Source organism: Micromonospora sp. LOL_023, from assembly GCF_048060115.1.
In the GTDB taxonomy this organism is placed as follows: Bacteria; Actinomycetota; Actinomycetes; order Mycobacteriales; family Micromonosporaceae; genus Micromonospora_E.
The window spans coordinates 1-24558 of record NZ_JBHMIM010000039.1 but is presented as its reverse complement, the minus strand read 5'-3'; the positions used below and the strand labels follow the sequence as shown (position 1 = coordinate 24558).

Below are 24558 nucleotides of genomic sequence, written 5' to 3'. Positions count from 1 at the left end.
CTCCTCGCAGATCGATCGGGCGGGCTGTCACCCGGTGGTCGTGGTGGTGGTGAAGCTGACCGGTAGTTCCAGCAGGCCGCGGAACGGCGACGCCGGAGGCAGCCGGTGCAGTTGGTCGACCGGTACGGCCAGCCGCAGATCCGGCAGCCGGCGCAGCAGCGCCCCGATGCCGATCCGCGTCTCCATCCGGGCCAGCGACACACCCAGGCAGTAGTGCACGCCGTGGCCGAAGCCGAGGTGCGGACCGCGTTCGCTGGTCACGTCGAGCCGGTCGGGGTCGGTGAAATGGTCCGGGTCGCGGTCGGCCGAGTTGAGCACCACGCCGACCGCCGCACCGCGCGGGATGCGGACGCCGTCGTAGTCCAGATCCTCGGTGGCGACCCGGGGGCTGGCGATCGGCAGCGGGCCGTCGAAGCGCAGCAGCTCCTCGATCGCCGCCGGCAGCAGCTCGGGTCGGGCCCGTAGCAGGTCGAGCTGGTCGGGGTTGGTCAGCAACGCCAGCATGGCGTTGCCGATGAAGTCGGCGGTGGTCTGGTGCCCGGCGAACAGCAACAGGAATGCGGTGGACACCAGCTCCCGCTCGGACAGTTTCCCGTCCTGGTCGCAGGCGTCGATCAGGGCACTGATCATGTCGTCGGCGGGGGTGGTGCGTTTGTTCCGGACCAGTCCGGTCAGGTAGTCGTGCAGCAGCAGCTGCACCTGCTGCACCGCCGCCCGTTCCTGCTCCGGTGGCCGGCTGGCCGACCCGGAGGTACGGATCACCTGGGTCCAACCGAGCACCTGCTCGTGGTCGGCCTTCGGCACCCCGAGCAGCTCGCAGATCACCACCATCGGCAGCGGGATCGCGAAGTCGTGCATCAGGTCCGCCGCGCCGCGCGGCGCGAACGTGTCGATCAGGTCGTCGACGAGTCGCGTCACCCGAGGGCGCAGCGCCTCGATCCGCCGGGGGGCGAACGCCTGCGACACCAGCCGGCGCAACCGGCTGTGCTCCGGCGGGTCGGAGTTGAGCATGTTCTGGTTCAGGCCCTCTGAGTTCGGGCCGAAGAACCGCAGGTAGTGCCCTTCGGGACCGTAGAGGTCCTTGGTGAGCCGGGGATCGGTCAGCGCCGCGCGGGCATCGTCGTACCGGGTGATCAGGTAGGACTCGAAGCGGGGCGAGGCAACCAGGCGGACCGGGGTCTCGTCGCGCATCCGGGCGTACGTGGGGTACGGGTCGACGGCGTACTCGTCGGTGTAGAACTCCCCCGCCGGTACGGGTTGTTGCGCGTCGGCGGTCATCGCGTCTCCTCAGGTTCGCTCGGCACGCTGTGCAGCACCTGGTACGTGTGCCGCTGCGCGGACTCCCGCAGGTCCCGGATCGCCCGCAGCAACTCGGCCCGCTGTTCGCTGCGGCCGAAGGCGTCCAGTCGCCGTCGGTCGGCCCAGTCGGTGATGATCAGGTAGCTGCGCGGGTCGTCGGCGTCACGGATGAGGTCCTGACGCAGACAGCCGTCCAGGACGCGGATCTGGTCGGCGATGGTCAGCCAGGCCGCTTCGAAACGCCGTTCGCAACCTTCCCTGGTGCGCATCGCCAGCACCGCGCGGACGGTGCCGGTGCTGGTCGCCTCGTCGGCCGCCGCCGGTGTCGCGTTCACTGTGGGCCGCCGTCGAAGATCAGGTGCAGGTGGCGGCGCAGCGCCTCGGCGTCGATCGGACAGCTGCGGAACCCGACGTGTCCGTCCGGGCGGATCAGGTACGCGGCAGCGCCGGTCACGCCGTACCCGGCCCGGAAGGCACCGTCGGTGTCGCGTACCGCCGGGGGGTTCGGCGCCGACGGTGCCGGCGCGTCCGGGCCGAGCAGCAGGTAGACCTCGACCTCGCCGTACGTCTGTTGTCGCACGTCGGCGCTGAGCTTCTCGACGGTGGCCATGGTCGCCTCGTCGGCCCCGGCGTCGGCGTACAGCAGCAGGGTGTGCCGGGTGCCGCGGGTCAGGTCGCGCAACCGCAGCGGGTGGCCGACGCCGGGGCGGCGCAGTCCGCACACGTCCGGGGCGCGTTCGCCGGGTACCGGTCCGGCGTCCATCGGGTAGCCGGTGCCGGACGACTCGCCGACCAGCGGGCTGTCGGCGTAGCTGACCAGCATCGACATCTCCTGCAGGAACTGGCGGTCGAGGTCCGCGCGGTCCAGTTCGTCGGTGAACGCCAACCGCACCGCCCGCCCGACGACCTCCTCGCCCTGCGGCCGCCGTTCGATCTGGTAGCTGTCCAGCAGGCCCGGGGCGGCGACGCCCCGGACCGCCAGCGCCAGCTTCCAGGCCAGGTTCCAGGCGTCCTGGATGCCGGTGTTCATGCCCTGCCCGCCAGCGGGGGGATGCAGGTGCGCGGCGTCGCCGGCGACGAAGACCCGTCCGTCGCGGTAGCGGTCGACGATGCCGTGACTGATCCGGAAGATCGACGACCAGCGCAGGTTCGACGCCCGGGTGCCGGGCGGGGCCAGCTGGTCCAGCACGGCCTGCACGTCGGCCAGGGTGGGTTCGTCGAGCTCGGCGCTGAAGCCGGGCGGCGCCTCCTCACCTCGGGTGGCGGCGAAGTAGCGCGCTGGCGCCATGGTCGCGATCCGGTAGCGCGCTTCACCCCGCAGCGGTACGCACACCAGCATGTTGTCCAGCTGTCCGTCGGTCTCGTGGATGAACCGCAGCAGGTGTCCGGCCGGCATCTCCCAGTCGACGTCGACGTCGCCGAGCATGAACAGCTGCGGGAATCGGCCCAGCCCGCCGGTGAAGGTCAGCCCGAGCAGTTGACGCACTGTGCTGTGTGCGCCGTCGGCGCCGACCAGGTACTTGGCGCGTACCGACTCGGTGCCGCCGTCGGCCAGGGCCAGGGTGGCGGTGACGCCGTCGTCGTCGCCGGTGAAGCCGACGAGTTCGGTGCCGCGCTGCGGCCGTACGCCGAGCGTGGCGAGCCGGTCGGTCAGGATGCGTTCGGTTTCGTACTGCGGCAGGCCCAGGTGTCCGTACGGCAGGTCCGGCAGCTCCCAGCTGCCCCGGTGCACCCGGTGGCCGTTGACGAAGACCGCCTGGCCGGTCAGCCAGCTGCCGGCGTTCATCGCTTCCCGTACGACGCCCTGGTCCTCCCAGATCTCCATGGTGCGGCAGTGCACCCCGATGGCCTTGTCGGCCTGGCCCGGCGGGGTGGTCAGCTTGTCGACGACGCGGCAGTCGACGCCGCGGCGGGCCAGTTCGATCGCGACGGTCAGCCCGGTGGGTCCGGCCCCGACGATCAGCACGTCGGTGCCGCGGTGCCGGTCGGTCACGACCGGGTCGCCGGCCGAATCGGCCGAGGCGTCGACCGGGTCGGCCACGGCGAGGTCGATCGGATCGGCGGGATGGAACAGCCGGGGTCGGATGCCGACGAGAAAGTCGGCGATCGGGCCGGCCTCGGCCCGCTCATGGTCGGGGTCGCTGATCCAGCGGCGGAACTGCTCCTGGCTGCTCCATTCGGCGAAGATGTGGTGCACCGGCGAGCCGGGCTCGCGCAGCAGCTCCTCGCTCAGGTAGCCGGGCACCGCCGACATGGCGGCGACCACCTGGGCGTGGCCACGCTGGAACTCGTCGACCCGGTCGGCCGGGACGGTGATCGCCACGTCCACGTAGAGCCGGGCATCGGTGCCGGTCCGTCCGCGCATCAGCCGGTAGTCGCCGGTGCCCGGCGGCTCGCAGGCAACCCGCACCGCGTCGGCGAGCTGCGCGGCGACCGGCCCTGCGGTGTAGGCGCGCAGCGCCGCGTCGTCGGCCCACTCGGTGACCACGACGAAGACGCCGGGGTCGTCGGCGTCGACCAGCAGTTGGCGCAGCCGGTTGCCCCGGGTCGCGCCGATGGCGTCGGCGACGGCGAGCCACGCGGATTGCACCACGGATTCGAATCCGCGACGGGCGCGGATCCGGAGCATCGTCCTGATCATGAGGTCCCCCTGACGGCGTGCGCGGCACGGTCGACTGGTCCGCCGGGCCGCTGACCGGCAGCCGGTGGATCTGACCTTTGCCGACGCGGCGTCACCTGGGCGTCAACGGCCGACTGGCCGGCATGTCCGGCCGGTGACGCGGCAGCGATGCGCCGCGGGCGACGATGTGCACCGAGATCTCGGCGTACACGATCGGGTTGATGTCGCGGTGCGCGGGTCAGCCGCGTGGTGCGCCCGCTCGCTCGGGCTGTCGAAGAACCAGTCAGTCGAGTGCGTCGACAGTGAACAGTGCGGCCTGCTGCGGGTTGAGCAGCGGTGCGGGCAGCCCGACCTCGGCCAGCAGCCGACCGGGCAGGGTCACCGCGCCGTCGCGCAGCCAGGCGGGCGGTCGCACCTGCATCGTCACCGGATCAACGCCGATCCGCAGTGGACGGACAAGGTAGCGCCGGTCCGGGTCCAACCCGGCCAGACGCAGCGGCACCGGCAGCGCCGACCGTGCCGCGTCGAGGGCGACCAGGGCGTACACCCCGGTCGTGCGGGCGGCGTCGACTACGCCGTGCAGGTGCCGGGCCGGATCAGGGCTGTCGCAGCGCACCAGTGTGCCGGTGTGCAGCAACGACCGCAGCCGCCGGTACGCGGCCACCCATTCGGCGACGTACCCACGCTCGACAGCGGTCGCGGCGGTCAGGTCCCACTCGATGCCGGCGTGCCCGAACAGCGCGGTGGCCAGCCGGAACCCGAGGTCGGTGGCGCGCCCGGTGACGTGCGCGGTGCCCGCACCCAGATGTCCGCCGAGGTATTCCAACGGCATCAGTACGCTGGTCCACCGCATGATCTGCTGCCGGTCGAGCGGGTCGTTGGTGTCGGAGGTCCAGAACCTGTCGACCAGCTCAGCGATGCCGAGGTCGATCCGGGCGCCGCCGGAGGCGCAGCTTTCGATCTCCACGTCGGGGAAGGCCACCCGCAGGTCGGCGAGCAGCCGGTACAGCGCCGTCGTCTGCCGGTGAGCGCCGCCGGCGGCGAGCAGGTCCCGGTTGTGGTCCCATTTCAGGTACGCGATCGGGTAGGCGCCCAGCAGCGCGCCGAGCCGCTCGCGCAGGTAGCCCCAGGCGTGCGGGTTGGCCAGGTCGAGGACCCGCTGGTGACGCCAGGTCGGGGCGTGTGCCGGGCCGAGCACCCAGTCGGGGTGGGCCCGGGCCAGCTCGGAGTCGGGGCTGATCATCTCCGGTTCGACCCACAGGCCGAAGTCCATGCCCCTGGCCCGCACCCGGTCGATCAACGGCGTCAGCCCGGCCGGCCAGCGCCGTGGGTCGACGTACCAGTCGCCGAGCGCCCGCCGGTCGTCGACCCGGCCGGTGAACCAGCCGTCGTCGAGGACGAAGCGTTCGACGCCGACCTCGGCGGCGGCGTCGACCAGGTCGGCGAGCCGGTCGAGGTCGTGGTCGAAGTAGACGGCTTCCCAGGTGTTGAGCACCACTGGGCGGGGTCCGCGCGAGGGCCGGCGGGCCCGGATCCAGCCGTGCAGCCGGGCGGAGAGCCCGTCGAGGCCGGCGTCGGACCAGGTGGCGACGGTCCACGGGGTGGTGTAGGTGGCACCGGGCGGCAGGATCATCTCGCCGGGGGCCAGTAGTTCGCCGGTGCCGAGCAGGCTGTGCCCGGTGGCCTGCCGTTCGGCCCAGAGCCGTTTGTCGCCGCTCCACGCCAGGTGTGCCGCCCACACCGCACCGGTACGGAAGCCGAAACCGGCGGTGCCGGCGACCATCAGGTACGGGTCGTCGTGACCGGGCCGACCGTGGCGGGTCTCCCGGGTCCACGCGCCCTGGCGCAGCGCGCCCCGCTGCGGGCGGCGCTCGTGTGACCACAGGCCGGTGAAGTCGAGGATCTCGTCGGCCTGCGGCGGCACCGGCAGCAGCACGTCGAGCGCGGCGAGGTGCAGGTCGACGAGGGCGGTGTTGCGCACCTGGTGGCGTACCCGCAGCACACCCTGGTCGCTGAGCCGCAGGTCGCTGGTCACCAGCAGGCCGCCGCCGGCCGGTGCCGACTCGACGGCGAGATCACCGACGCCGGTACGGCGTACCGCGTGCAGCCGCAGGTCGTCGACCTGCGATGCGGTGCCCGACGGCGCTGCCCAGTGTCCGGCGATGCCGGGCCGGCCGGTCCAACCCTGCCCCGGCGTGGGCAGCAGGGTCAGCCGCAGCGGATGGTCCACGGCGCTGGGCGGCACAGCCGGGGTCGCCGCGTCAGCGAAGGCCACCAGCTCGTCCTCGGCCAGGTCACCCAGATCGGCGCCCCAGTGCAGGACCACCGGCGGGTGCGGGCCCCGGGCATCCAGCACGAGGCTGGTGCCCGCGGCCCGCAGGTACGCGATCAAACTGTCTACTCCTGCACCGGAATCGACTGGGACTTCAGGGTATCCACCGTCGAGGTTTGGGCGTCGGTCAAGGCGTCCAGCAGGGTGCCCTGCCCGGACACCGCTGCCTTGAACCCGTCAGAGGCGTCGGCGTAGACCTGGGTCATCGTCGGGCCCCACACGAAGTCCGCCGCGACCTGCTCGGAAGCCTCGGCGAAGACGTCGTAGATGGGCTGGTCGCCGTAGAACTCGACGCCTTCGCGCAGTGCCGGCAGTTGGGCACCGGCGGTGGTCGCCGGGTAGAGGTTCGCCTCGGCGTTGAGCAGGGTCAGCGCCTCCTCGGAGGTGTTCAGCCACAGAGCGAACTGGGCGGCCTCGTAGACGTGCTCGGAGCCGCGGAACACCGCCGTCGACGAGCCGCCCCAGTTGCCGGCGACCGAGTCTCCTTCGTTCCACTGCGGCATCGGGGCCACCGACCAGTTGCCCGCGGTGTCCGGTGCCCCGGAGCTGATCGAGTTGGCGCCCCACACCGCCGAAACCCAGGTCCAGGCGGAGCCGCTGTTGTAGGCGTTGTCCCATTCGGTGGTCCACGGCGGCTCGGTGGAGACCAGGTCCCGGTCGATCAGGTCCTGCCAGTACTCGGCCACCTTGGTGGTCTGCGGGTCGGTGAAGTCGACCGTCCACTGGTCACCGTCGTTGCCGAACCACCGGCCACCGGCCTGCCAGGTCAGTCCGGCGAACTGGTTGATGTCGCTCTGCGAGAAGTTGGTGATGTAGCCGCCGGCGGCCCGCACCGTCTCGGCGGCGGCCGCGTACTCCGCCCAGGTGGTGGGGACTTCGATGCCGTTGGCCTCGAACAGGTCCGAGCGGTAGAACAGCGCCATCGGTCCGGCGTCCTGCGGCACGGCGAACGCCGAGCCGTCCTCTCCGAAGCTGACCTGCCCCCAGGTCCAGTCGACGAACTGGTCCTGGGCATCCAGCACGATGTCGCAGGCACCGAGGTCGACCAGACCGTCCTGGACCCGGAAGCTGGGCAACGCGTCGTACTCGATCTGGCCCAGGTCGGGTGCGTTGCCGGCCTGCAGTTGGTTGAAGAAATTCTGGTACGTACCGCCGTTGCCGTTCGGGCCGGTCTGCACGTTGACCTGGATGTCGGGGTTCTGCTCGTTCCAGACCTCGACGACCTGCTCGATGCCGGGAATCCAGGAGGTGAAGTCGAGGGTGACCGGGCTGTCGGACGGGCTGCAGTCGGTGGCGGCGGTGCCACCGTCGGTGTCAGATTCGCCAGAGGAGCAGGCGGTCAGCGCTAGGGTGCCGGTCAACAGCACGCCGACCGTTTTCGCGGTGAGGCGCATCAGAGTGTCCTTCTTTCAAGGTGGATGGATAGTTGCGAAGGGAAAAAATGGTGCGTCATTTGACCGCGCCGGAGCCGAGGCCGTTGCGCCAGAAGCGCTGCAGCATCAGGAACGCGACGATCAGCGGCACGATCGACAGCAGTGCGCCGACCAGGACCAGGCCACGTAGTTCCGGCAGCTGGTTGACCTGGGTGTTCCAGGTGTAGAGGCCGAGGGTGACCGGGAACAGCCGCTCGTCGCCGAGCATGATCAGCGGCAACAGGAAGTTGTTCCAGACGGCGACGAAGTGGAACAGGAAGATGGTGACCAGGGCGGGCAGCATCAACCGGGTGGAGACGGTGAAGAAGGTCCGCACCTCGCCGGATCCGTCGATGCGCGCCGCCTCCAACAGGTCGTCCGGCACGCTCGCCGCGGCGTAGATCCGGGCCAGGTAGACGCCGAACGGGTTGACCAGGCTGGGCAGGAAGACCGACCAGAAGGTGTTGGTGGCCTCAAACCGGCTGAAGATCAGGAACAGCGGCAGGGCAAGCGCGGTGGCCGGCACCAGTACACCGCCGAGGACCACGTTGAACAGCGTCTCCCGGCCGGGAAAGCGGTACTTGGCCAGCGCGTACCCGCACATCGCGGCGAGCAGGGTACCGATCAGGGCGGCGCCGCCGGTGTAGGCGAGGCTGTTGAGGATCCACCGGGGGAAGACCCCGTCCCGGTAGGTCAGCACCTGGGTGACGTTGTCGACGAGCGAGAAGTCGTCGAACCACAGTGGGCTGCCCTGGGTGACCCGGCCGTCCGGCTTGGCCGATGCGACCAGCAGCCACCAGATCGGCACCAGGAAGTAGGCGGTGCAGACCAGCATCACCAGCATCGCCGCGGAACGCGACAGCAGGCTCTCCCTGGTCGCCGTGCCGGCCGGCGACCGGTCGGCACCCGGACGGCTGGCGTTCATCGGGGCGCTCATCGGGCGCTCCGGCGTCCGGTGAACTTCAGGAACGTGAACGACAGCACGAACGTCGCCAAGGCGAGCACCACCGAGAACGCCGCGGCCAGGTTGAAGTTCGGAATCGACGAGGTCGAGTAGACGGTCAGGTTGGGCGTGTAGGTGCTGGAGACCGCCGAGCTGAAGGTGCGGAACACCTGCGGTTCGGCCAGCAGCTGCAGGGTGCCGATGATGGAGAAGACGGTGGTCAGCACGATCGCCGGCATCACCAGCGGGATCTTGATGGACCAGGCGATCCGGGCCTGACCGGCACCGTCGAGCCGGGCCGCCTCGTAAATCTCCGGCGGGATCGCCAGCAGCGACGAATAGATGATCAGCATGTTGTAGCCGACGTAGACCCAGGTGACGACGTTGGCGATGGCCCACAGCACCAGGTCCGCGCCGAGCAGGTCCACCTCGGCGGTCACCGCGGTGAACGGCGACAGGTTCGGCGAGTAGAGGAAGCCCCACATGATCGCCGCGACGACGCCGGGCACCGCGTACGGCACGAAGAACGCCAGCCGGAAGAAGCGACGCCCGCGTACCAGGTTGGAGTCGAGCAGCAGCGCCAGCAGCAGGGCGACACCGAGCATCACCGGCACCTGTACGACGCCGAACAGCAGCACCCGGCCGATCGAGGACCAGAACGGGCCGTCGGCGAAGACCCGCTGGTACTGGGCGAGGCCACCGAAGACCTCCCGGGCCGGACCGAAGGTGCCGGTACGCTCCACGACGTAGAGCGACTGGACCACGGCGTACCCGATCGGGACGGCGTAGAACAGGGCGAAGAGCACCCCGAACGGCGCCACGAACATGGCGATGGCGCCCTTGTGCGGCACCGGCGTCCGGCGGCGACCGATTCGATCGTCGACGGACGTGCGTGCGGTGCCGCGGTGCTCGGCCGCGCTGGTTCTGCTCACCTGACCGGCTCCTCTCTGACGACACGGACCTCGCCGGGGCCGACCCGCAGCACCCCGGTGACCGGCTTGTCGGTGACCAACTCGTGGCCGGTGACCGGGTGGTGCAGCTCGCGCCGTCCGTGGTTGACGACGAACAGGTAGCTGCGGCCGTCGCCGGTGCGGCGGACCACCTCGACCGAGCCGTCGTTCTCCGGGCCGGGTGGCACCACCCCGGCGGCGTCGATCGCGCCACGGAGCACGTCGCGCAGCCCGTCGGGGTGCAGTGCGGTGGCCACGTACCAGGCGGTCCCGGCGCCGTAGCTGTTGCGGGTGACCGCCGGCGTGCCCGGCAGCGGCCCGTCGGCGTAGCAGGCGAACGCGGTGGCGGTGGTGGTCCGCAGCCGTTCGGTCCACCACCGGGCCCGGGCACCGTTGTCCAGGGTGATCTCGTCGCCGGGCAGCAACGGCACGAACTCCTCGCCGACGACGCCGAGCAGGTCGCGGAAGGCACCCGGGTACCCACCGAGGCGGATCCGGTCGTGTTCGTCGACGATGCCGCTGTAGAAGGTGACCAGCAGTTGGCCGCCGCCGTCGACGTAGCGGGCGATGGCGGCCGCCTGGTCGTCGGTGACCAGGTGCAGACAGGGCACGACGACCAGCCGGTAGCCGGTCAGGTCGGCGTCGGGGGCGACGACATCGCAGGTGACGCCGAGTTCCCGCAGTCCGGCGTAGGCGGCGTGCACCTGGTCGAGGTAGCGGATCTCCTGCGACGGTCGGGCCGGACCGTCGGCCGACCACCAGGACTCCCAGCCGAACAGCAGGGCCACGTCGGTTCGTACCCGGGTGCCGGCGACCTCGTCGATACGGTCCAGCGTGTCGGACAGCCGCAGCACCTCCCGCCAGGCGGTGGTGTCGGTGCCGGCGTGCGGCAGCATCGCGGAGTGGTACTTCTCCGCGCCGGCGGCGGAGGCCCGCCACTGAAAGAAGCAGACCGAGTCGGCGCCCCGGGCGATGTGGGTGAGCGAGTTGCGGATCATCTGGCCTGGCTCCTTGGCGAGATTCCAGGGCTGCCAGTTGACCGCCCCGGCCGCCTGCTCCATCAACATCCAGGGTGCCCCGCCGGCCAGGCCACGGGTGAGGTCGGCGGCGAAGGAAAGCTCGGCGACCGGATCACCGAGGCGGTGGTCCAGGTAGTGGTCGTTGGCGATGACATCCAGTTCGGGAGCCCAGGACCAGTAGTCTAGGTTCCTGATATGGGCGGTTACCATCAGATTAGTGGTAATTGGCGCGGCGCTGTGTCGACGCAGCACAGCAGCCTCGGCCCGGTAGTGCTCCAGTAGTTCCGCGGAGCTGAACCGGTGGAAGTCCAGCACCTGCGCCGGGTTGGGCACGGACAGGTTCGTCCGGGGCGGGGCCACCTCGTCCCAGTCGCTGTAGCGCTGACTCCAGAACGCTGTTCCCCAGGCGTCGTTGAGCACCTCGACGCTACCGTAGCGCTGTCGTAACCAGCGGCGGAACGCGACCGTACTGGCCTCGTCGTAGCACAGCGCGTTGTGACAGCCGAGTTCGTTGGAGACGTGCCACAGCGCCAGCGCGGGGTGTTGGCCGTACCGTCGGGCGACCTGCTCGACCAGGGCCAACGCCCGTTCCCGGAAGACCGGCGAGCTCGGGCACCAGGCCTGCCGGCCGCCCGGGAAACGGGTGGTGCCGTCGGCCGCCTGGGGAAGCACCTCGGGATGCCGGGTCGTCAGCCAGGGCGGCGGGGACGCGGTGCCGGTGCCCAGATTGAGCCGGATGCCAGCGGTGTGCAGCAGGTCGACGACCTCGTCGAGCGCGGCGAAGTCGTACTCGCCCGGTCGGGGCTCGACGCTCGACCAGCCGAAGATGTTGATCGCGACCAGGTCGACGCCGGCCTGGCGCATCAGCGCGACGTCCTCCCGCCACACCCGCGCCGACCACTGCTCCGGGTTGTAGTCGCAGCCCAGCGCGATGCCACAGATCGGCGGCACCAGTGGCGCGGCGGGACGGCCGGGCGACAGGGTCATCAATCGGTTCCTCGCTGGTCGGTGCTGGGTGGCTGTGCACGTGCACACATTTCGGGAAGCGAACATCCGGCGAACGAATGTGTGAACGTGCACACGTTAGAACCGCGTTCCGCCGCAGGTCAAGGCCCTGCTACTAAAGTGTTCGACGTGAGCCGGCCCCGACCGACGTCGAACCGCGCCACGGTGCACGACGTCGCCGCCGCCGCTGGCGTCTCCCGTGGCACCGTCAGCCGGGTACTCAACGGCGGGTACGTCTCCCCCACCTCCCGCGCCGCGATCGTCGCCGCCATCGCCGAGGTCGGCTACGTACCCAACACTGCCGCCCGCAACCTGGTGACCCAGCGATCCCAGGCGGTCGGCTTCATCGTGCTGGAACCGCACTCGCTGTTCCTGGAAGACCCCAACATCGGCTCGATCATGCTGGGCGCCAACTCGGTGCTCTCCGTCGCCGAGTACCAGATGGTCAGCCTGGTCATCGACTCCGACCGGGACACCAAACGGGTGGCCCGCTACCTCAGCGGCGGCTTCGTCGACGGTGCCGTGATCGTCTCGGCCCGCGTCCACGACCCGATCACCCGGGTCGTCACCGACCTGAAGCTTCCGGCCACCTTCGTCGGGCACCCGCCCGATCTGGCGCAGGAGATCCCGTTCGTCGGCGTCGACAACGTCGGTTCCGCCCGCGAGATCACCACCCGGCTGGCCGCCACCGGCCGGCGCCGCATCGGCATGATCGCCGCCGCCCTGAACCGGGACTCCGGTGCCGACCGCCTCGCCGGCTTCCGGCAGGCCCTCGGTGACCGGTTCGACCCTCGCCTGGTCGCCGAGGTCCCGCTCTACGACTACTCGTGTGGCGTCGACGGGATGCGGGCCCTGCTAGCACAGTCACCCCACGTCGACGGCGTCTTCGCCGCCTCCGACGCGGTCGCCGCCGGTGCGATCCAGGTGCTGCGCGAGGCCGGCCGGACGGTCCCCGGTGACGTCGGCGTCGTCGGGTTCGACGACAGTTCCTGGGCGCTACGCACCAATCCGCCGCTGTCCACCGTCCATCAACCGGCCAAGGAGATCGGTGCCCGCGCCGCCGATCTGGTGCTGAGCCAGATCAACGGCGACCACATCGCCGCCGGCGGAGCACTACTGCCCACCCCTGTCGTCTGGCGCGACTCCGCCTGACGACCCAGGCCCGCCGCGATCAGCCGTCCGGCGGTCAGTCAACACCTTCCTACCGAGAAGAGCCGCCGCTGCCCAGCGGCACCTCGCAGACCAGTCCGTGGTCCTCCCAGTCGATCTCGGCGCTCGCGCTGGACCCGAAGACATCCTGCCCGTACGGGTCACGCCGGTACACCCCCGCCGGACTCCCACCAGGCTGGCTGGCGCGTGGATCATCATGTGGCGCCGCCGCACCGATCCACAGACCGACGCCCTGACCACCAGGCACTCGGGCCGGGCGAATGTTACTTCTATTCTCGTTATCGAGCCGATCAACCCAGGACATTGGCAAATGGATCGTTGACGGCAACGAAACATCGACTCTTACGGCAAGCACAACCAGCTGTCGCGCCTTTCCCGTGCTACAAACTGATCTGACACCCAGCCGTTACACAAACGTGAAAGGGGCAACTCTTTGAAGAACATCCGATTTGCCACACGTGGCACAGGCGGCGCACACCGCGCCGTCGCACCACCGTCCTCCGGCAACCGGAAACGGCGACTCGTAGTCGGGGCCGTCGTGGCCTCCGCCCTGGTGACCGGCGCCACGATCGCGCCACAGGCGTACGCCACCACGGACTTCACCGGGCCCGGCATCCGCACCACCGTGGTGGACGCCGTCACCAGCGAGCCGGTCGCGGACATCTGCGTATTCGCCGTACCGGTATTCACATTCAGCTTTTCCGACGTGTGCCCCTCCCGCAGCGACTCACGGGGACGAGTAAACGTCTCGGTGCCCGGTACCGGGTCCTACAACCTGTTCGCGTTGCCCGACTCGGGCAGCCCGTACGGTGCCCAATGGGTAGGCCAGACCGGTGGAACCGGAACCCAGAAGAACGCACGCTGGTTCACCTTCACCGCCGACGACATCAAGCCGGGCCCGACCATCCGCCTCGATCCCCGTTCGCTGGCCATCGGATCCGTGACCGGCACCGACGAGGCACCGGTCGTCAACGGCACTGTCGGCATCGTGGCACCGGTCCCGGACGGATCCCGGGATCCGCGGTACTCACCGGTGGCCGAGGACGGCAGCTACACCATCGACTGGCTCGGACCGTACGAGTGGCCACTGCTGTTCAAGGCCGACGGATATCCGTACCAGTGGAGCGGTCACGTCGGCAACCGGCTGCGCGCCGAACCGGTGGACGCAGACATCAACGCCGTACCGTACGAGTACCAGCTCGAGGGCGGAACCACGGTGAACATCGAGATCGCCGACCCACCACAGGGACCGGGCCGGATCGTGCTGCACAACGTCAGCACCAAGGACCCGGTCGGGGTGGTCGAGCTCGACGAGGCGCAGACCAGCACATCGCTGATGGTCCTGCCCCGGCAACAAGTTAAGGTCCACTGTGTTTGCAGCGGCGAGTTGCGCTGGCACGGCGGCACCGACTTCACCAGCGCCACCGGCGAGCCGATTCACACCAACGGCCCGCAGACCATCGCGTTCACCCAGCCCGAACCGAGCTGACCCGAGGAGCGTCACCCGCCGGCCCGACGGTCCTATATGGACCATCGGGTCGGCGTCGGTGACAGGAAGAACCGCGACAACCAGGATCGATGGTCACTCTAACGAGTTGTTTGACTACATGAAGTAGACTTAACCGCCTACGATCACCCGGACACGGGGAGGCGTAAGGCGATGCGGCGGTGGTGGATCGGGCCGATCCTGGCAGTCACAGTCCTGACGACAGCGGCGGGATGCGCGGTACCACCGGCCGCCGGCAACAACTCGTTGACCGACGGTTGGGCGTCGATGCCGACGCCGAGAGTGTTCACCCCGCGGACCGGCACCTGCCACGCCACCGCCGCCGGCCTGGTCGGCCACCGAGCGGACTACGCACCGGTCCGATGCGACCTACCACACGAGGTGGAGACCGTCTTCGTCGGAATCTTCACCGGCGCGCACGGGGTAAGCGACCGCGCACCCAGCCCCGGATCGGCCACCCGCCGCCTCGCCCGCGCCAACTGCGACCAGCAGGTCAAGAAGTTCCTCGGCGACGACTGGCCGGCCGGTCGGGTCCGGCTGGAGGTCATCGTGCCGTCCACCCAGGCCTGGTCCGGTGGCGCCCGCTGGTACCGGTGCGACATCGGCGAGACGGTCAGCATGCAGGACCGGACATTCGTGCCCCGCACCACCAGCCTGGCCGGCACGCTCGCCGCTGACGGGGCACTGCGCTACGGCTGCTTCACCCCGGATTCAGTCACCGGCAGCAACGTCGGTCAACTCCTACCGGTCGCCTGTGCCCGGTCGCACCAGAGCGAATTCGCCGGGCTGTACCACGAGCCGTCACTGAGCTACGACGACCTCGCCGCCAACGCCGACCTGGTCCACGAACGCTGCCGCCAGGTCGTCGCCGACTACGCCAAGTTGCCAGTCGACGACGACCTGCGGCACCGGTTCGGTACCATCTACGACTATCCGTTCAAGGACGAATGGGACGACGGCCACCTCACCGTACGTTGCCTGCTCTGGCGCGCCGACCCGCCGCTGACCGGATCGGTCCGCGACGGCGGCCCCACCGCCCTACCGATCCACTACGACTGATCTGTCCGGCGCAGCACCGACAGGAACATCGCGTCGGTGCCGTGACGGTGCGGCCACAACTGCACCGACGGCCCGTCGCCCAGCCCGGGCATCCCCGCCGGCAACAACGGACGCGCATCGACGAAGTCAACCGGTACGCCGGCACGCCGCGCCGCCTCGGTGACCGACACGTGCGTCTCCACCCGGTGCGGCGAACACGTCACGTAGGCGACCACGCCGCCCGGACGCACCGCCCGCAGCCCGGCCACCAGCAGCTCCCGCTGCAAGCGGGTCAACGGCGGCAGGTCCGACGGCTGTCGACGCCAGCGAGACTCTGGTCGGCGACGCAGCGAACCGAGCCCGGTGCACGGGGCGTCGACCAGCACCCGGTCGAACGAGTCCGCCGGAACATCCTCGCCGGCACCGACCTGACGGCCATCCGTCACCCGCACGGTCACCGGAAGTCCGCGTACCGTCTGCTCCACCAGGCGAGCCCGGTGCGCGGCGATCTCCACCGCGGTGACCTCGGCCCCCCGCCCGGCGGCGATCGCCCCCAACAGCGCCGCCTTGCCGCCCGGCCCGGCACACAGATCCAGCCAGCGATTGTCCGAACCGGACACCGGCGCGGCCACCAACGCCGCCGCCATCAACTGCGATCCCTCGTCCTGCACGTGTGCCCGACCCTGCCGCACCGCCGCCAGCTCACCCGGCGCGCCGCCAGCGAGATAGACGGCGTACGGCGAGAACACCCCCGGTGCCCCACCGACCTCGTCGGCCACCTCGACCGCACCGGCCCGGCCCGGCCGGGCACACAGATGCACCGGTGGGCGCTCGTTGTTCTCGATGAGCAGCCGGGTCGTCTCCCCCAGATCGTCACCGAGCGCCTCGGCGAACGCCCGCACGATCCACGGCGGATGGTGGTACGTCACCGCCAGGTGCCCGATCGGGTCGGTCTGCTCGTCCGGCGCCAGCTCCGCGACCCAGGCGTCCAGGTCACGGCTGGAGATCTCCCGCAGTACGGCGTTGGCGAACCCCACCGCGCCCGGTGCCACGTTGTGCACCAGATCCACCGTCGCCGACACGGCGGCGTGCGCCGGCACCCGGGTGTTCAGCAACTGGTAGGCACCGATGCGCAGCGCGTCGCGGGCCGGTGGGTCGATCCGTTCGATGTCACGACCAGCCGCCCGGGCGATGATCAGATCGAGAGTGCCGATCATCCGCAGCGTCCCGTAGGTCAACTCGGTCGCGAAGGCCGCGTCCCGGCCCCGCAACTCCCGGTCACGCAGGATCTCCGACAGCGCCAGGTTCGCGTACGCGTCGTCGCGGTACACCGCCGCGACCGCCTCGTACGCGGCGTCGCGCGCAGGGTCGATCCGGCGGCGGCCGCCGCGCTGCGGGCGATCCGCCCGGGAGTCCTGGTCCCGACCCGCACCGCCTCGGCGGCCCCGGTCCGGACGATCACCGCGCGCCGGATCCCGACCCACTCGCTGCGCTCCCTCACTCCTCGCGCTCACTGAAAAAACTCGCCGGTGGTGGTGGTGGTGGTGACCCGGGCACCGCGTGCCCAGTCTGCCGCCGACATCGCCTTCTTGCCGGCGGCGCGCACCTCGCCGAGGGCCACCGGCGACGTCGCCGTACCGACCAGCAGCCGGTTGCGTTCCACCAGCAACTCCCCCGGTTTGAGCTCCGGACCGTCCGGCACCGGACGGACCGGGCCGAGCTTCACCCGCTCGTCGCGGAACATGGTCCACGCGCCCGGGGCCGGGGTACAGGCCCGGGCCCGGCGATCCACCGCGAAGGCGGGCTCGGCCCAGCGCAACCGGGCGTCGGGCACCGTCAGCTTCGGGGCCAGGGACACCACGTCGGCCGGCTGCGGCACCGCCCGGGCGGTGCCCGCGGCGATCCCGTCGAGCACCGCGACCAGCAGTTGAGCGCCGCTGTGCGCCAGCCGCCCCAACAGGTCACCGGAGGTGTCGGTCGGCCGTACCTCGTCGGTCACCGTGCCGAACACCGGCCCGGTGTCGAGCCCTTCCTCCAGCTGGAACACGCTGGCACCGGTCACCTCGTCACCGTGCAGGACGGCATGCTGCACCGGAGCGGCACCGCGCCAGGCCGGCAGCAGGGAGAAGTGCAGGTTGACCCAGCCGTTCGCCGGGATCGTCAGGGCGACGGGCGGAACCAACGCACCGTAGGCGACCACCGGCACGCAGTCCGGACCCAGCTCGCGCAGCCGGTCCAGGAACTGCGGCTCACGGGGCCGTTGCGGGGTCAGCACCTCGATGCCACGCTCGTCGGCCCAGGCACCGACCGGCGACCTGACCAGCCGGCGACCCCGACCAGCCGGCGCGTCCGGACGGGTCACGACCGCAACGAGTTCATGACCACTGGCGGCGATCGCGTCCAACGCGGGCACGGCAACCGCTGGGGTGCCGGCGAAAGCCAGCCGCAGGCCGGTCACCGGCCGAACCCGAACGGACTGGTCGCCGCACCCGGGCGGAACAGCCCGCCGGCCGAGCGATGTGGGCTGACCTTGACCGTCGGCGGAGCGGTCTCGTCGTACCAGTCCGCCTCGCGGATCGCCTTCATCGCTTCCTTACGGGTCGCCGGGTCGAGTCGATCGAGGAACAGCACCCCGTCGAGATGATCGGTCTCGTGCTGCACGCAGCGTGCCATCAGACCGCTGCCGACGATCTGCAGCGGATCGCCGTACTCGTTGAAGCCCTTCGCGACGACGTTCTGCCGACGCTTGGTGTCGAAGTACAGGCCGGGAATGGACAGGCAGCCCTCCGGGCCGTCCTGTTCCTCCTCGTCGGGAAACTCCAGCACCGGGTTGACCAGATGACCGAGCAGGTCGTCGACGTGGAAGGTGAACACCCGCAGCGCGACACCCAGTTGCGGTGCGGCCAGGCCGGCGCCGTTCTGATCGGTCATGCTGTCGGTCAGGTCGGCGACGAGCCCACGCAACTCGGCGTCGAAGTCGACCACGGCCTCGGCCGGGGTGCGCAGCACCGGGTCGCCGAATAGTCGGATGTGCTGGACGGTCACGCGGACGGACTCCTTCGTGGGATACGGTGCGTCCAGTCTACGTACGGCCAGGCCGCATGGTGCCAGTCGCGGGGGTCGTCGCGTCGGCCAGCGCACCAACGCTTGATCAGGGTCGTGGTCCGACGGCCGTGGCGGGTACCGGCCGGTGTTGCAGGTGGTGCGTCACCACGGCGGTGCTCAACCGGAGCGCGCACCGAACCCACTACAACAAGTCGAGTGGGTCGATCTGAATTCGCACCGGCTGGGCCGCCTTGCGGGCGGACCGCGTACCGGCCGCCTCGCGCAACCGGCGCGCCAGCTCGGCGGCCTGCGACCGACGCACCCGGACCAGCATCCGCTCCTGGCCATCGGCAGCCGGAACCGGGCCGAGCAGTTCGGCCTCGTCGGGCAGCCGCAACGCGGCGAGCAGTTCGGCGACCGCCTCCGCAGACCCGGTCACACTGGCCATCCTGGCCGTCGGCGGAAAGCCGAGTTCCCGCCGGTCAGCCAGTTCCCGGCCGGCGAACCAGCCTGGATCCCAGCGCAGCAGAGCCTGCACCGGGGCCAGCCCGCCGTCGGCGACCACCACCACCCGCCCGCCGTCAGCGGCTGGGCGGGCAAGCGCGGCGGCGGACAGCCAGCGCCGCAGCGCCTCCTCGGCGGACCGCAGGTCCGCGCGGGTGAGCAGCGCCCAGGTGTCCAGCAGCAGCACCGCCCCGTAGCCACCGGCAGCCACCGGCTCGGCACCCGGGGTGGCCACCACCACGGCGGGTTCGGCTGGTACGTCGGCGAGGACCTCGTCGCGGCCGGAGGTTCGCACCGCGGTGTCCGGGAAGGCGCGGCCCAACTCCTCCGCGGTGCGTCGGGCACCGGTGACCGCGGCCCGCAGCCGACGGCCCTGGCAGTGCGGACAGGCGTAGCCGGCGGCCGGCCGGCCGCACCAGCGGCACGCCGGGGTAGCACCGGCCGACGGCAGGGCGAGGGGTCCGGCGCAGTGCGGGCACCGGGCCGGACTGCGGCATTGCGCGCAGGAAACCGACGGCAGGTAGCCGCGCCGGGGTACCTGCACCAGCACCGGGGTGCCGGCCTGCAACGCCGCGCGCGCGGTGGTGAAGGCCAGACTGGGTAGCCGGGCCGTGGCCGCGGCGGCATCGCGGGCCAGTTGCGCGTCGTCGCCGGCGGGAGTGACCAGCGGCGCGGACCGCCGGATGGCGGTCCGCGCGCCGACGATCTCCCGGGCCCAGCCGGTCTCGATGAGTTGCTGGGCCTCCCCGGAGCGGGCGTAGCCACCGAGCAGGACCGCCGTCTCGCCGAACTGGGCCCGGGTGAGCAGCACGTCGCGGGCGTGCGGGTACGGGGCCCGGGGCTCGGCATGCACGTCGTCACCATCGTCCCAGATGGCGGCCAGACCAAGATCGGCAACCGGTGCGAACATCGCCGCCCGGGTGCCGATGACGACCTTGACCAGTCCTCGGCTGGCGGCCAGAAAGGCCCGGTACCGCTTGGCCGGACCGAGCGCGGCGGTGAGCACGACGTGCCGGCCGGCGCCGAGGCGGCGAGCCAACTCGGTGTCCAGCCGGTCGACGTCTCGTCCGTCCGGCAACACCACCACCGCGCCGCGGCCCCCGCCAACGGTGGCGGCCACGGCGTCGGCGTACCGGGCGGCCCAGTTCTCACCGGGCAGCGCCGCCCAGACGGCACGGGCGGCACGGGCATCGGTCAGCGCCCGCAGGAACGCCGGCCCGGCCGGGTACGCCGCCCAGCCATGCCCGGTGTCCGGAGCACCACCACGGTCGGCTCGGGCCGACGGGACGGGTGCGGCTTGGTCGTCGGCCGGACCGGCAAGGCCGAGGTCATACGGTTGCTGCTCGACCCGGGCGTGCCGCGGCGGCACCGCGAGGCGCAGAACGTCGGCGAGATGCCCGGCGTAGCGGTCGGCGACCGCACGGGCGAGCCGGGCCACCTCGGCGGTGAGCACCGGCTCCGGCGACACGAGCTTGTCGAGGAAGGCGAGCTTGCCGTCGTGGCCGGAGGCCGCCACCCGGTCCAGCACCCACCCACCGACCAGTTGGCCGGCGAAGCGGACCCGGACCCGGGTGCCCGGCCGCACGCCGTCGTCGAGCTCCGCCGGCACCAGATAGTCGAACAAGCGGTCGAGGTGAGCCAGCGGCACATCCACGCAGACCCGCGCGACCGGCAGCTGGTCGGCCGGCTGCCGGTCGCGTTTCGCCCCGGTGCTCACCGCGTCATCCTGCCCGCCGATGAAGGCGTTCGGCGACCCGCCATCCGCAGCCGGGGATAGTGCCTGTCAGGCGCCGGCGGCGGACTTCAGGTCGGCCGCCCGCTCGGTGCTCTCCCAGCTGAATTCCGGCAACTCCCGACCAAAGTGGCCGTACGCCGCCGTCGGCCGGTAGATCGGCCGCAGTAGATCCAGATCCCGGATGATCGCCGCCGGCCGCAGATCGAACACCTCACCGATCGCCCGCTCGATCCGCTCCACCGGCACGTTCTCCGTACCGAACGTCTCCACGAACAAGCTCACCGGGTGCGCCTTGCCGATCGCGTACGCCACCTGCGTCTCACACCGCTCCGCCAGGCCGGCGGCCACCACGTTCTTCGCCACCCACCGCATCGCGTACGCCGCCGACCGGTCAACCTTCGACGGATCCTTGCCGGAGAACGCACCACCACCATGCCGGGCGTACCCACCGTAGGTGTCCACGATGATCTTCCGACCGGTCAGACCCGCATCCCCCATCGGCCCGCCGATCTCGAACCGACCCGTCGGGTTCACCAACAGCCGGTAACCCCCCGTCTCCAGACCGAGACCCTCCAGCTCCGGACCGATCACGTGCTCCCGGACATCCGGGGTGAGCAACGACTCCAACGAGATGTCCGCGGCGTGCTGGCTGGAGACCACCACAGTGTCCAACCGCACCGGCCGCAGCCCGTCGTACTCGATCGTCACCTGCGTCTTGCCGTCCGGACGCAGGTACGGGATCGTCCCGTCCTTACGCGTGGCCGACAACCGCCGCGCCAGCCGGTGCGCCAACGCGATCGGCAACGGCATCAGTTCCGGCGTCTCCGAGCAGGCGAACCCGAACATCATGCCCTGGTCACCGGCGCCCTGCGCGTCGAGCGCGTCATCGGCCGACTCACCGACCCGCAACTCGATCGCGGTGTCGACCCCCTGGGCGATGTCCGGCGACTGGGCGCCGATCGACACACTCACGCCACATGACGCGCCGTCGAAACCCTTCTTGGACGAGTCGTACCCGATCCCCAGGATCGTCTCCCGCACGATCGCCGGGATGTCGGCGTACGCCTGGGTGGTGACCTCACCCGCGACGTGGACCTGGCCGGTGGTGATCAGCGTCTCGACCGCGACCCGCGACTGTGGGTCCTGGGTCAGCAACGCATCGAGGATCCCGTCACTGATCTGGTCGGCGATCTTGTCCGGGTGGCCCTCCGTGACAGACTCGGAGGTAAAAAGACGGCGTGCCACGGTACTCCTTGAATCGGAAATCAACGGTTCATGGCAGTCTAATCATTAACCCGGACGTCTGGTTTCAGCCAGCAACCTAGGAGAACCCGGGGTGTCAGGACGCGGGTCAGCGTGACTCGCGGGTCAGGGCGGGCCGGCCGACAGGCGGGCGGCCACCAGGTCCCAGACGTCGTCGGCCAGTTGCTCCTTGTCCCGCTCGTCCAGGACGGTGGACGAGCCGTCGGCACCGAGCACCGTGGCGGCGTTGACGTCGGAGCCGAAGACCAGCTCGGCGCCGACCTGGTTCGCGACAATCAGGTCGGCGTTCTTGCGCGCCAGCTTCTCCTTGGCATTCGCCACCAGGTCACCGGTTTCGGCGGCGAACGCGACGAGGACCTGCCCGGCAGGCTTCGCCGCACCCAGCTCGGCGGCGATGTCCGGATTCGTGACCAGTTCTATCACCGGCGCGCGATCGGATTCACCTTTCTTGATCTTTTCGGGAGCGTAGGTGGCCGGGCGGAAGTCCGCCGGTGCCGCGGCCATCACCACCACGTCCGCCCGCCGGGCGGCGGCAAGCGTGGCGACCCGCAACTGCTCGGTGTCCCCGACCCGGACCAGGTCCACCCCGGCCGGCACGGGCAGCGTCACGTTCGCCGAGATCAGGGTCACACTGGCACCACGGGCCACCGCCGTGCGGGCGAAGGCGTACCCCTGCTTGCCGGAGGACCGGTTGCCGAGGAAGCGCACCGGGTCGAGCGGCTCGCGGGTCCCGCCGGCCGTCACCACCACGCGCCGGCCGACGAGGTCGGCGGCCGCGCCGCCCCGGGCCAGTACCCGGCGGGCGACCTCGAAGATCTCTTGCGGGTCGGGCAGCCGGCCCTTGCCCGAATCGGTGCCGGTCAGCCGGCCGACCGCCGGCTCGATCACCCGGACGCCCCGGCCGCGCAGCACGGCGACATTGCCTGTGGTGGCCGGATGCTCCCACATCTCGGTGTGCATCGCCGGAGCGAGCACGACCGGACAGCGCGCGGTGAGCAGGGTGTTAGTCAACAGATCGTCGGCCAGCCCGTGGGCGGCACGGGCGATCAGGTCGGCCGTGGCCGGGGCGACCAGAACCAGATCCGCCTGCTGTCCGAGTCGCACGTGGGGCACCTCGTGGACATCGGTCCACACGTCGTCGACGACCGGCTGGCCGGACAACGCCGACCAGGTCGGTGCCCCGACGAACCGGAGCGCGGCGGCGGTGGGCACGACCCGTACCCGGTGTCCCGACTCGGTCAGCAGGCGCAGCAGTTCACAGGCTTTGTACGCGGCTATCCCGCCGCCGACGCCGAGGACGACCCGCACGGGCTCGACCTGTGGCGTGTCGGCACTCAGGGCTGGTCGGTGGGTTCGGCGGTGAGTAGTCCGGCGTTGATCTCCCGCATCGCGATGGAAAGCGGCTTCTCCTGCGGGGTGGTCTCGACCAGCGGGCCGACGTACTCCAGCAGACCCTCGCCGAGCTGGCTGTAGTAGGCGTTGACCTGCCGTGCGCGCTTGGCGGCGAAGATCACCAGCGCGTACTTCGACGAGGTCTTCTCCAGCAACTCGTCGATGGGCGGGTTGGTGATGCCTTCCGGGTTTGCGATGGTTCCCACGGATGCAACCTCTGTGTCGTCGGGCTCTGGTCGTCAGGCGCTGTCGTCAGCTGCGGGCGCGCCAGCTGTTGGTCTTCGTCGGTCGGGGTCATCGTGTCGATCAAGGTCTTCGTCAGCTGTGCTGCGGGTGGGCAGGCGCCAGAAACGATGAACCGAGCAATCCTACCAGCTCCGCGGCGGCCCGCTCGACCTGGTCATTCACCACGGTCACGTCGAACTCCTGCTCGGCGGCGAGCTCCTCGTCGGCGTGGGCGAGCCGCCGGAGGATCGTCTCCTCGTCGTCGGTACCCCGCCCGACGAGGCGTCGCTTCAGCTCCTCGACGCTCGGCGGGGCGAGGAAGACCAGCTGCGCCTGCGGCATCGCCTCGCGTACCTGGCGGGCACCCTGCAGGTCGATCTTGAGCAGCACCGGCTCACCGGCCTGCAGCCGTCGTTCGACGGCCGCACGGGGGGTGCCGTACAGATTGCCGGCGAACTCGGCCCATTCCAGCAACTGGCCGGTGGCGGCCATCCGCTCGAACTCGGACCGGTCGGCGAAGTAGTAGTGGACGCCGTCGACCTCGTAGTCGCGCATCGGCCGGGTGGTCACCGACACGGACAGCCAGATCCAGGGCGAGCGCTCCCGGATCAGCTCGATCACGCTGTCCTTGCCGACCCCGGAGGGGCCGGACAGGACAGTGAGCCGAGCTGCCGGGAGCGCGTCGTCATGCATGGTCACTGCTTGTTTCTACACCCTGCCGCGAATCAGTTCGCGGCGAACTCCCCGAGCAGCGCCTTGCGCTGCTGCTCGCCGAGGCCACGGAGACGCCGGCTGTCGGCGATCTTGAGCTTCTCCATGATCTGGGTCGCCCGGATCTTGCCGATGCCCGGCATCGCCTGCAGCACGGCGGAGACCTTGAGCTTGCCGACAACGTCGTCGGACTCCGCCCGGGCGAGCACGGCGGCGAGGGTGGTCTTGCCCTGCTTGAGCTGCTCCTTCAACTCAGCACGGGCCTTACGGATCTCCGCGGCCTTCTCCAGCGCGGCTGCGCGCTGTTCGGGGGTCAGTGAGCCTTTGCGAGTAACGGTCCGCGACTGGGTGTAGTGCCGGTACTCGGCTCAGGTGGTTCGGTTGTGCT

21 protein-coding genes are annotated in these 24558 nt (G+C 70.6%); 3 read left to right on the top strand and 18 right to left on the bottom strand.

Annotation, left to right across the window (positions count from 1 at the left end):
• Window positions 1-27 precede the first annotated feature (27 nt).
• The 8 genes from ACFHVL_RS20510 to ACFHVL_RS20475 form a co-directional block, all read right to left on the bottom strand.
• On the bottom strand, window positions 28-1278 hold the full coding sequence (locus ACFHVL_RS20510; RefSeq protein WP_416629874.1) for a cytochrome P450 family protein: 1251 nt from the start codon (window positions 1276-1278) through the stop codon (window positions 28-30).
• Window positions 1275-1634 (bottom strand): antibiotic biosynthesis monooxygenase family protein, encoded by a 360-nt coding sequence (locus tag ACFHVL_RS20505; RefSeq protein WP_416629872.1) that lies wholly within the window; start codon window positions 1632-1634, stop codon window positions 1275-1277. The genes ACFHVL_RS20510 and ACFHVL_RS20505 overlap by 4 nt, the downstream gene beginning before the upstream one ends.
• Window positions 1631-3940 carry an FAD-dependent monooxygenase gene (locus tag ACFHVL_RS20500; protein ID WP_416629871.1) on the bottom strand — a complete coding sequence of 770 codons (2310 nt, stop codon included), beginning with the start codon at window positions 3938-3940 and terminating at the stop codon, window positions 1631-1633. Before ACFHVL_RS20500 ends, ACFHVL_RS20505 begins: the two co-directional genes overlap by 4 nt.
• 262 nt (window positions 3941-4202) lie before the next feature.
• Window positions 4203-6311, bottom strand: coding sequence for an alpha-galactosidase (locus tag ACFHVL_RS20495; RefSeq protein ID WP_416629869.1), 2109 nt, complete (start codon window positions 6309-6311; stop codon window positions 4203-4205).
• Window positions 6312-6316: 5 nt separating this feature from the next.
• Window positions 6317-7645 (bottom strand): sugar ABC transporter substrate-binding protein, encoded by a 1329-nt coding sequence (locus ACFHVL_RS20490; RefSeq protein WP_416629868.1) that lies wholly within the window; start codon window positions 7643-7645, stop codon window positions 6317-6319.
• A gap of 55 nt (window positions 7646-7700) precedes the next feature.
• Window positions 7701-8600, bottom strand: coding sequence for a carbohydrate ABC transporter permease (locus tag ACFHVL_RS20485; protein WP_416629866.1), 900 nt, complete (start codon window positions 8598-8600; stop codon window positions 7701-7703).
• Complete coding sequence (locus ACFHVL_RS20480; RefSeq protein WP_416629865.1) at window positions 8597-9538, bottom strand: carbohydrate ABC transporter permease; 942 nt, start codon at window positions 9536-9538, stop codon at window positions 8597-8599. The genes ACFHVL_RS20485 and ACFHVL_RS20480 overlap by 4 nt, the downstream gene beginning before the upstream one ends.
• On the bottom strand, window positions 9535-11562 hold the full coding sequence (locus ACFHVL_RS20475) for a beta-galactosidase (RefSeq protein ID WP_416629863.1): 2028 nt from the start codon (window positions 11560-11562) through the stop codon (window positions 9535-9537). Before ACFHVL_RS20475 ends, ACFHVL_RS20480 begins: the two co-directional genes overlap by 4 nt.
• Before the next feature lie 147 nt (window positions 11563-11709).
• Between ACFHVL_RS20475 and ACFHVL_RS20470 the strand changes: the two genes are divergently transcribed.
• Window positions 11710-12732 (top strand): LacI family DNA-binding transcriptional regulator, encoded by a 1023-nt coding sequence (locus tag ACFHVL_RS20470; protein ID WP_416629861.1) that lies wholly within the window; start codon window positions 11710-11712, stop codon window positions 12730-12732.
• A 49-nt stretch (window positions 12733-12781) separates the two neighbouring features.
• Here ACFHVL_RS20470 and ACFHVL_RS20465 read toward each other — a convergent pair whose 3' ends face one another.
• Entirely contained in the window at window positions 12782-12904 is a 123-nt protein-coding gene (locus ACFHVL_RS20465; protein WP_416629859.1) for a hypothetical protein, read from the bottom strand.
• A gap of 384 nt (window positions 12905-13288) precedes the next feature.
• Between ACFHVL_RS20465 and ACFHVL_RS20460 the strand changes: the two genes are divergently transcribed.
• Together ACFHVL_RS20460 and ACFHVL_RS20455 are read left to right on the top strand one after the other, a co-directional pair.
• Window positions 13289-14239, top strand: a complete 951-nt coding sequence (locus tag ACFHVL_RS20460) for a hypothetical protein (RefSeq protein WP_416629858.1) — start codon at window positions 13289-13291, stop codon at window positions 14237-14239.
• Between the two features lie 171 nt (window positions 14240-14410).
• Entirely contained in the window at window positions 14411-15316 is a 906-nt protein-coding gene (locus ACFHVL_RS20455) for a septum formation family protein (protein ID WP_416629856.1), read from the top strand.
• On the opposite strand, the gene ACFHVL_RS20450 is transcribed toward ACFHVL_RS20455, so the two are convergent.
• The 9 genes from ACFHVL_RS20450 to mihF form a co-directional block, all read right to left on the bottom strand.
• Window positions 15307-16809 carry an RsmB/NOP family class I SAM-dependent RNA methyltransferase gene (locus tag ACFHVL_RS20450; protein ID WP_416629855.1) on the bottom strand — a complete coding sequence of 501 codons (1503 nt, stop codon included), beginning with the start codon at window positions 16807-16809 and terminating at the stop codon, window positions 15307-15309. The two genes, ACFHVL_RS20455 and ACFHVL_RS20450, sit on opposite strands and share 10 nt — an antisense overlap.
• The gene (gene fmt / locus ACFHVL_RS20445) at window positions 16806-17744 is read right to left on the bottom strand and encodes a methionyl-tRNA formyltransferase (RefSeq protein ID WP_416629944.1); all 939 of its coding nucleotides are present in this window, start codon (window positions 17742-17744) and stop codon (window positions 16806-16808) included. Before fmt ends, ACFHVL_RS20450 begins: the two co-directional genes overlap by 4 nt.
• 5 nt (window positions 17745-17749) lie before the next feature.
• Window positions 17750-18340: a peptide deformylase gene (def, locus tag ACFHVL_RS20440; RefSeq protein WP_416629853.1), complete on the bottom strand. Its 591-nt coding sequence runs from the start codon at window positions 18338-18340 to the stop codon at window positions 17750-17752.
• A 202-nt stretch (window positions 18341-18542) separates the two neighbouring features.
• On the bottom strand, window positions 18543-20498 hold the full coding sequence (locus ACFHVL_RS20435; protein ID WP_416629942.1) for a primosomal protein N': 1956 nt from the start codon (window positions 20496-20498) through the stop codon (window positions 18543-18545).
• A gap of 129 nt (window positions 20499-20627) precedes the next feature.
• Window positions 20628-21824: a methionine adenosyltransferase gene (gene metK / locus ACFHVL_RS20430; protein ID WP_416629852.1), complete on the bottom strand. Its 1197-nt coding sequence runs from the start codon at window positions 21822-21824 to the stop codon at window positions 20628-20630.
• Between the two features lie 123 nt (window positions 21825-21947).
• Window positions 21948-23150, bottom strand: a complete 1203-nt coding sequence (coaBC, locus tag ACFHVL_RS20425; RefSeq protein ID WP_416629851.1) for a bifunctional phosphopantothenoylcysteine decarboxylase/phosphopantothenate--cysteine ligase CoaBC — start codon at window positions 23148-23150, stop codon at window positions 21948-21950.
• A gap of 26 nt (window positions 23151-23176) precedes the next feature.
• Window positions 23177-23440 (bottom strand): DNA-directed RNA polymerase subunit omega, encoded by a 264-nt coding sequence (gene rpoZ, locus ACFHVL_RS20420; protein WP_088984941.1) that lies wholly within the window; start codon window positions 23438-23440, stop codon window positions 23177-23179.
• Between the two features lie 112 nt (window positions 23441-23552).
• Window positions 23553-24152 carry a guanylate kinase gene (gmk, locus tag ACFHVL_RS20415; protein ID WP_416629941.1) on the bottom strand — a complete coding sequence of 200 codons (600 nt, stop codon included), beginning with the start codon at window positions 24150-24152 and terminating at the stop codon, window positions 23553-23555.
• Between the two features lie 32 nt (window positions 24153-24184).
• Window positions 24185-24487, bottom strand: coding sequence for an integration host factor, actinobacterial type (gene mihF, locus ACFHVL_RS20410; RefSeq protein ID WP_228544269.1), 303 nt, complete (start codon window positions 24485-24487; stop codon window positions 24185-24187).
• Window positions 24488-24558 lie beyond the last annotated feature (71 nt).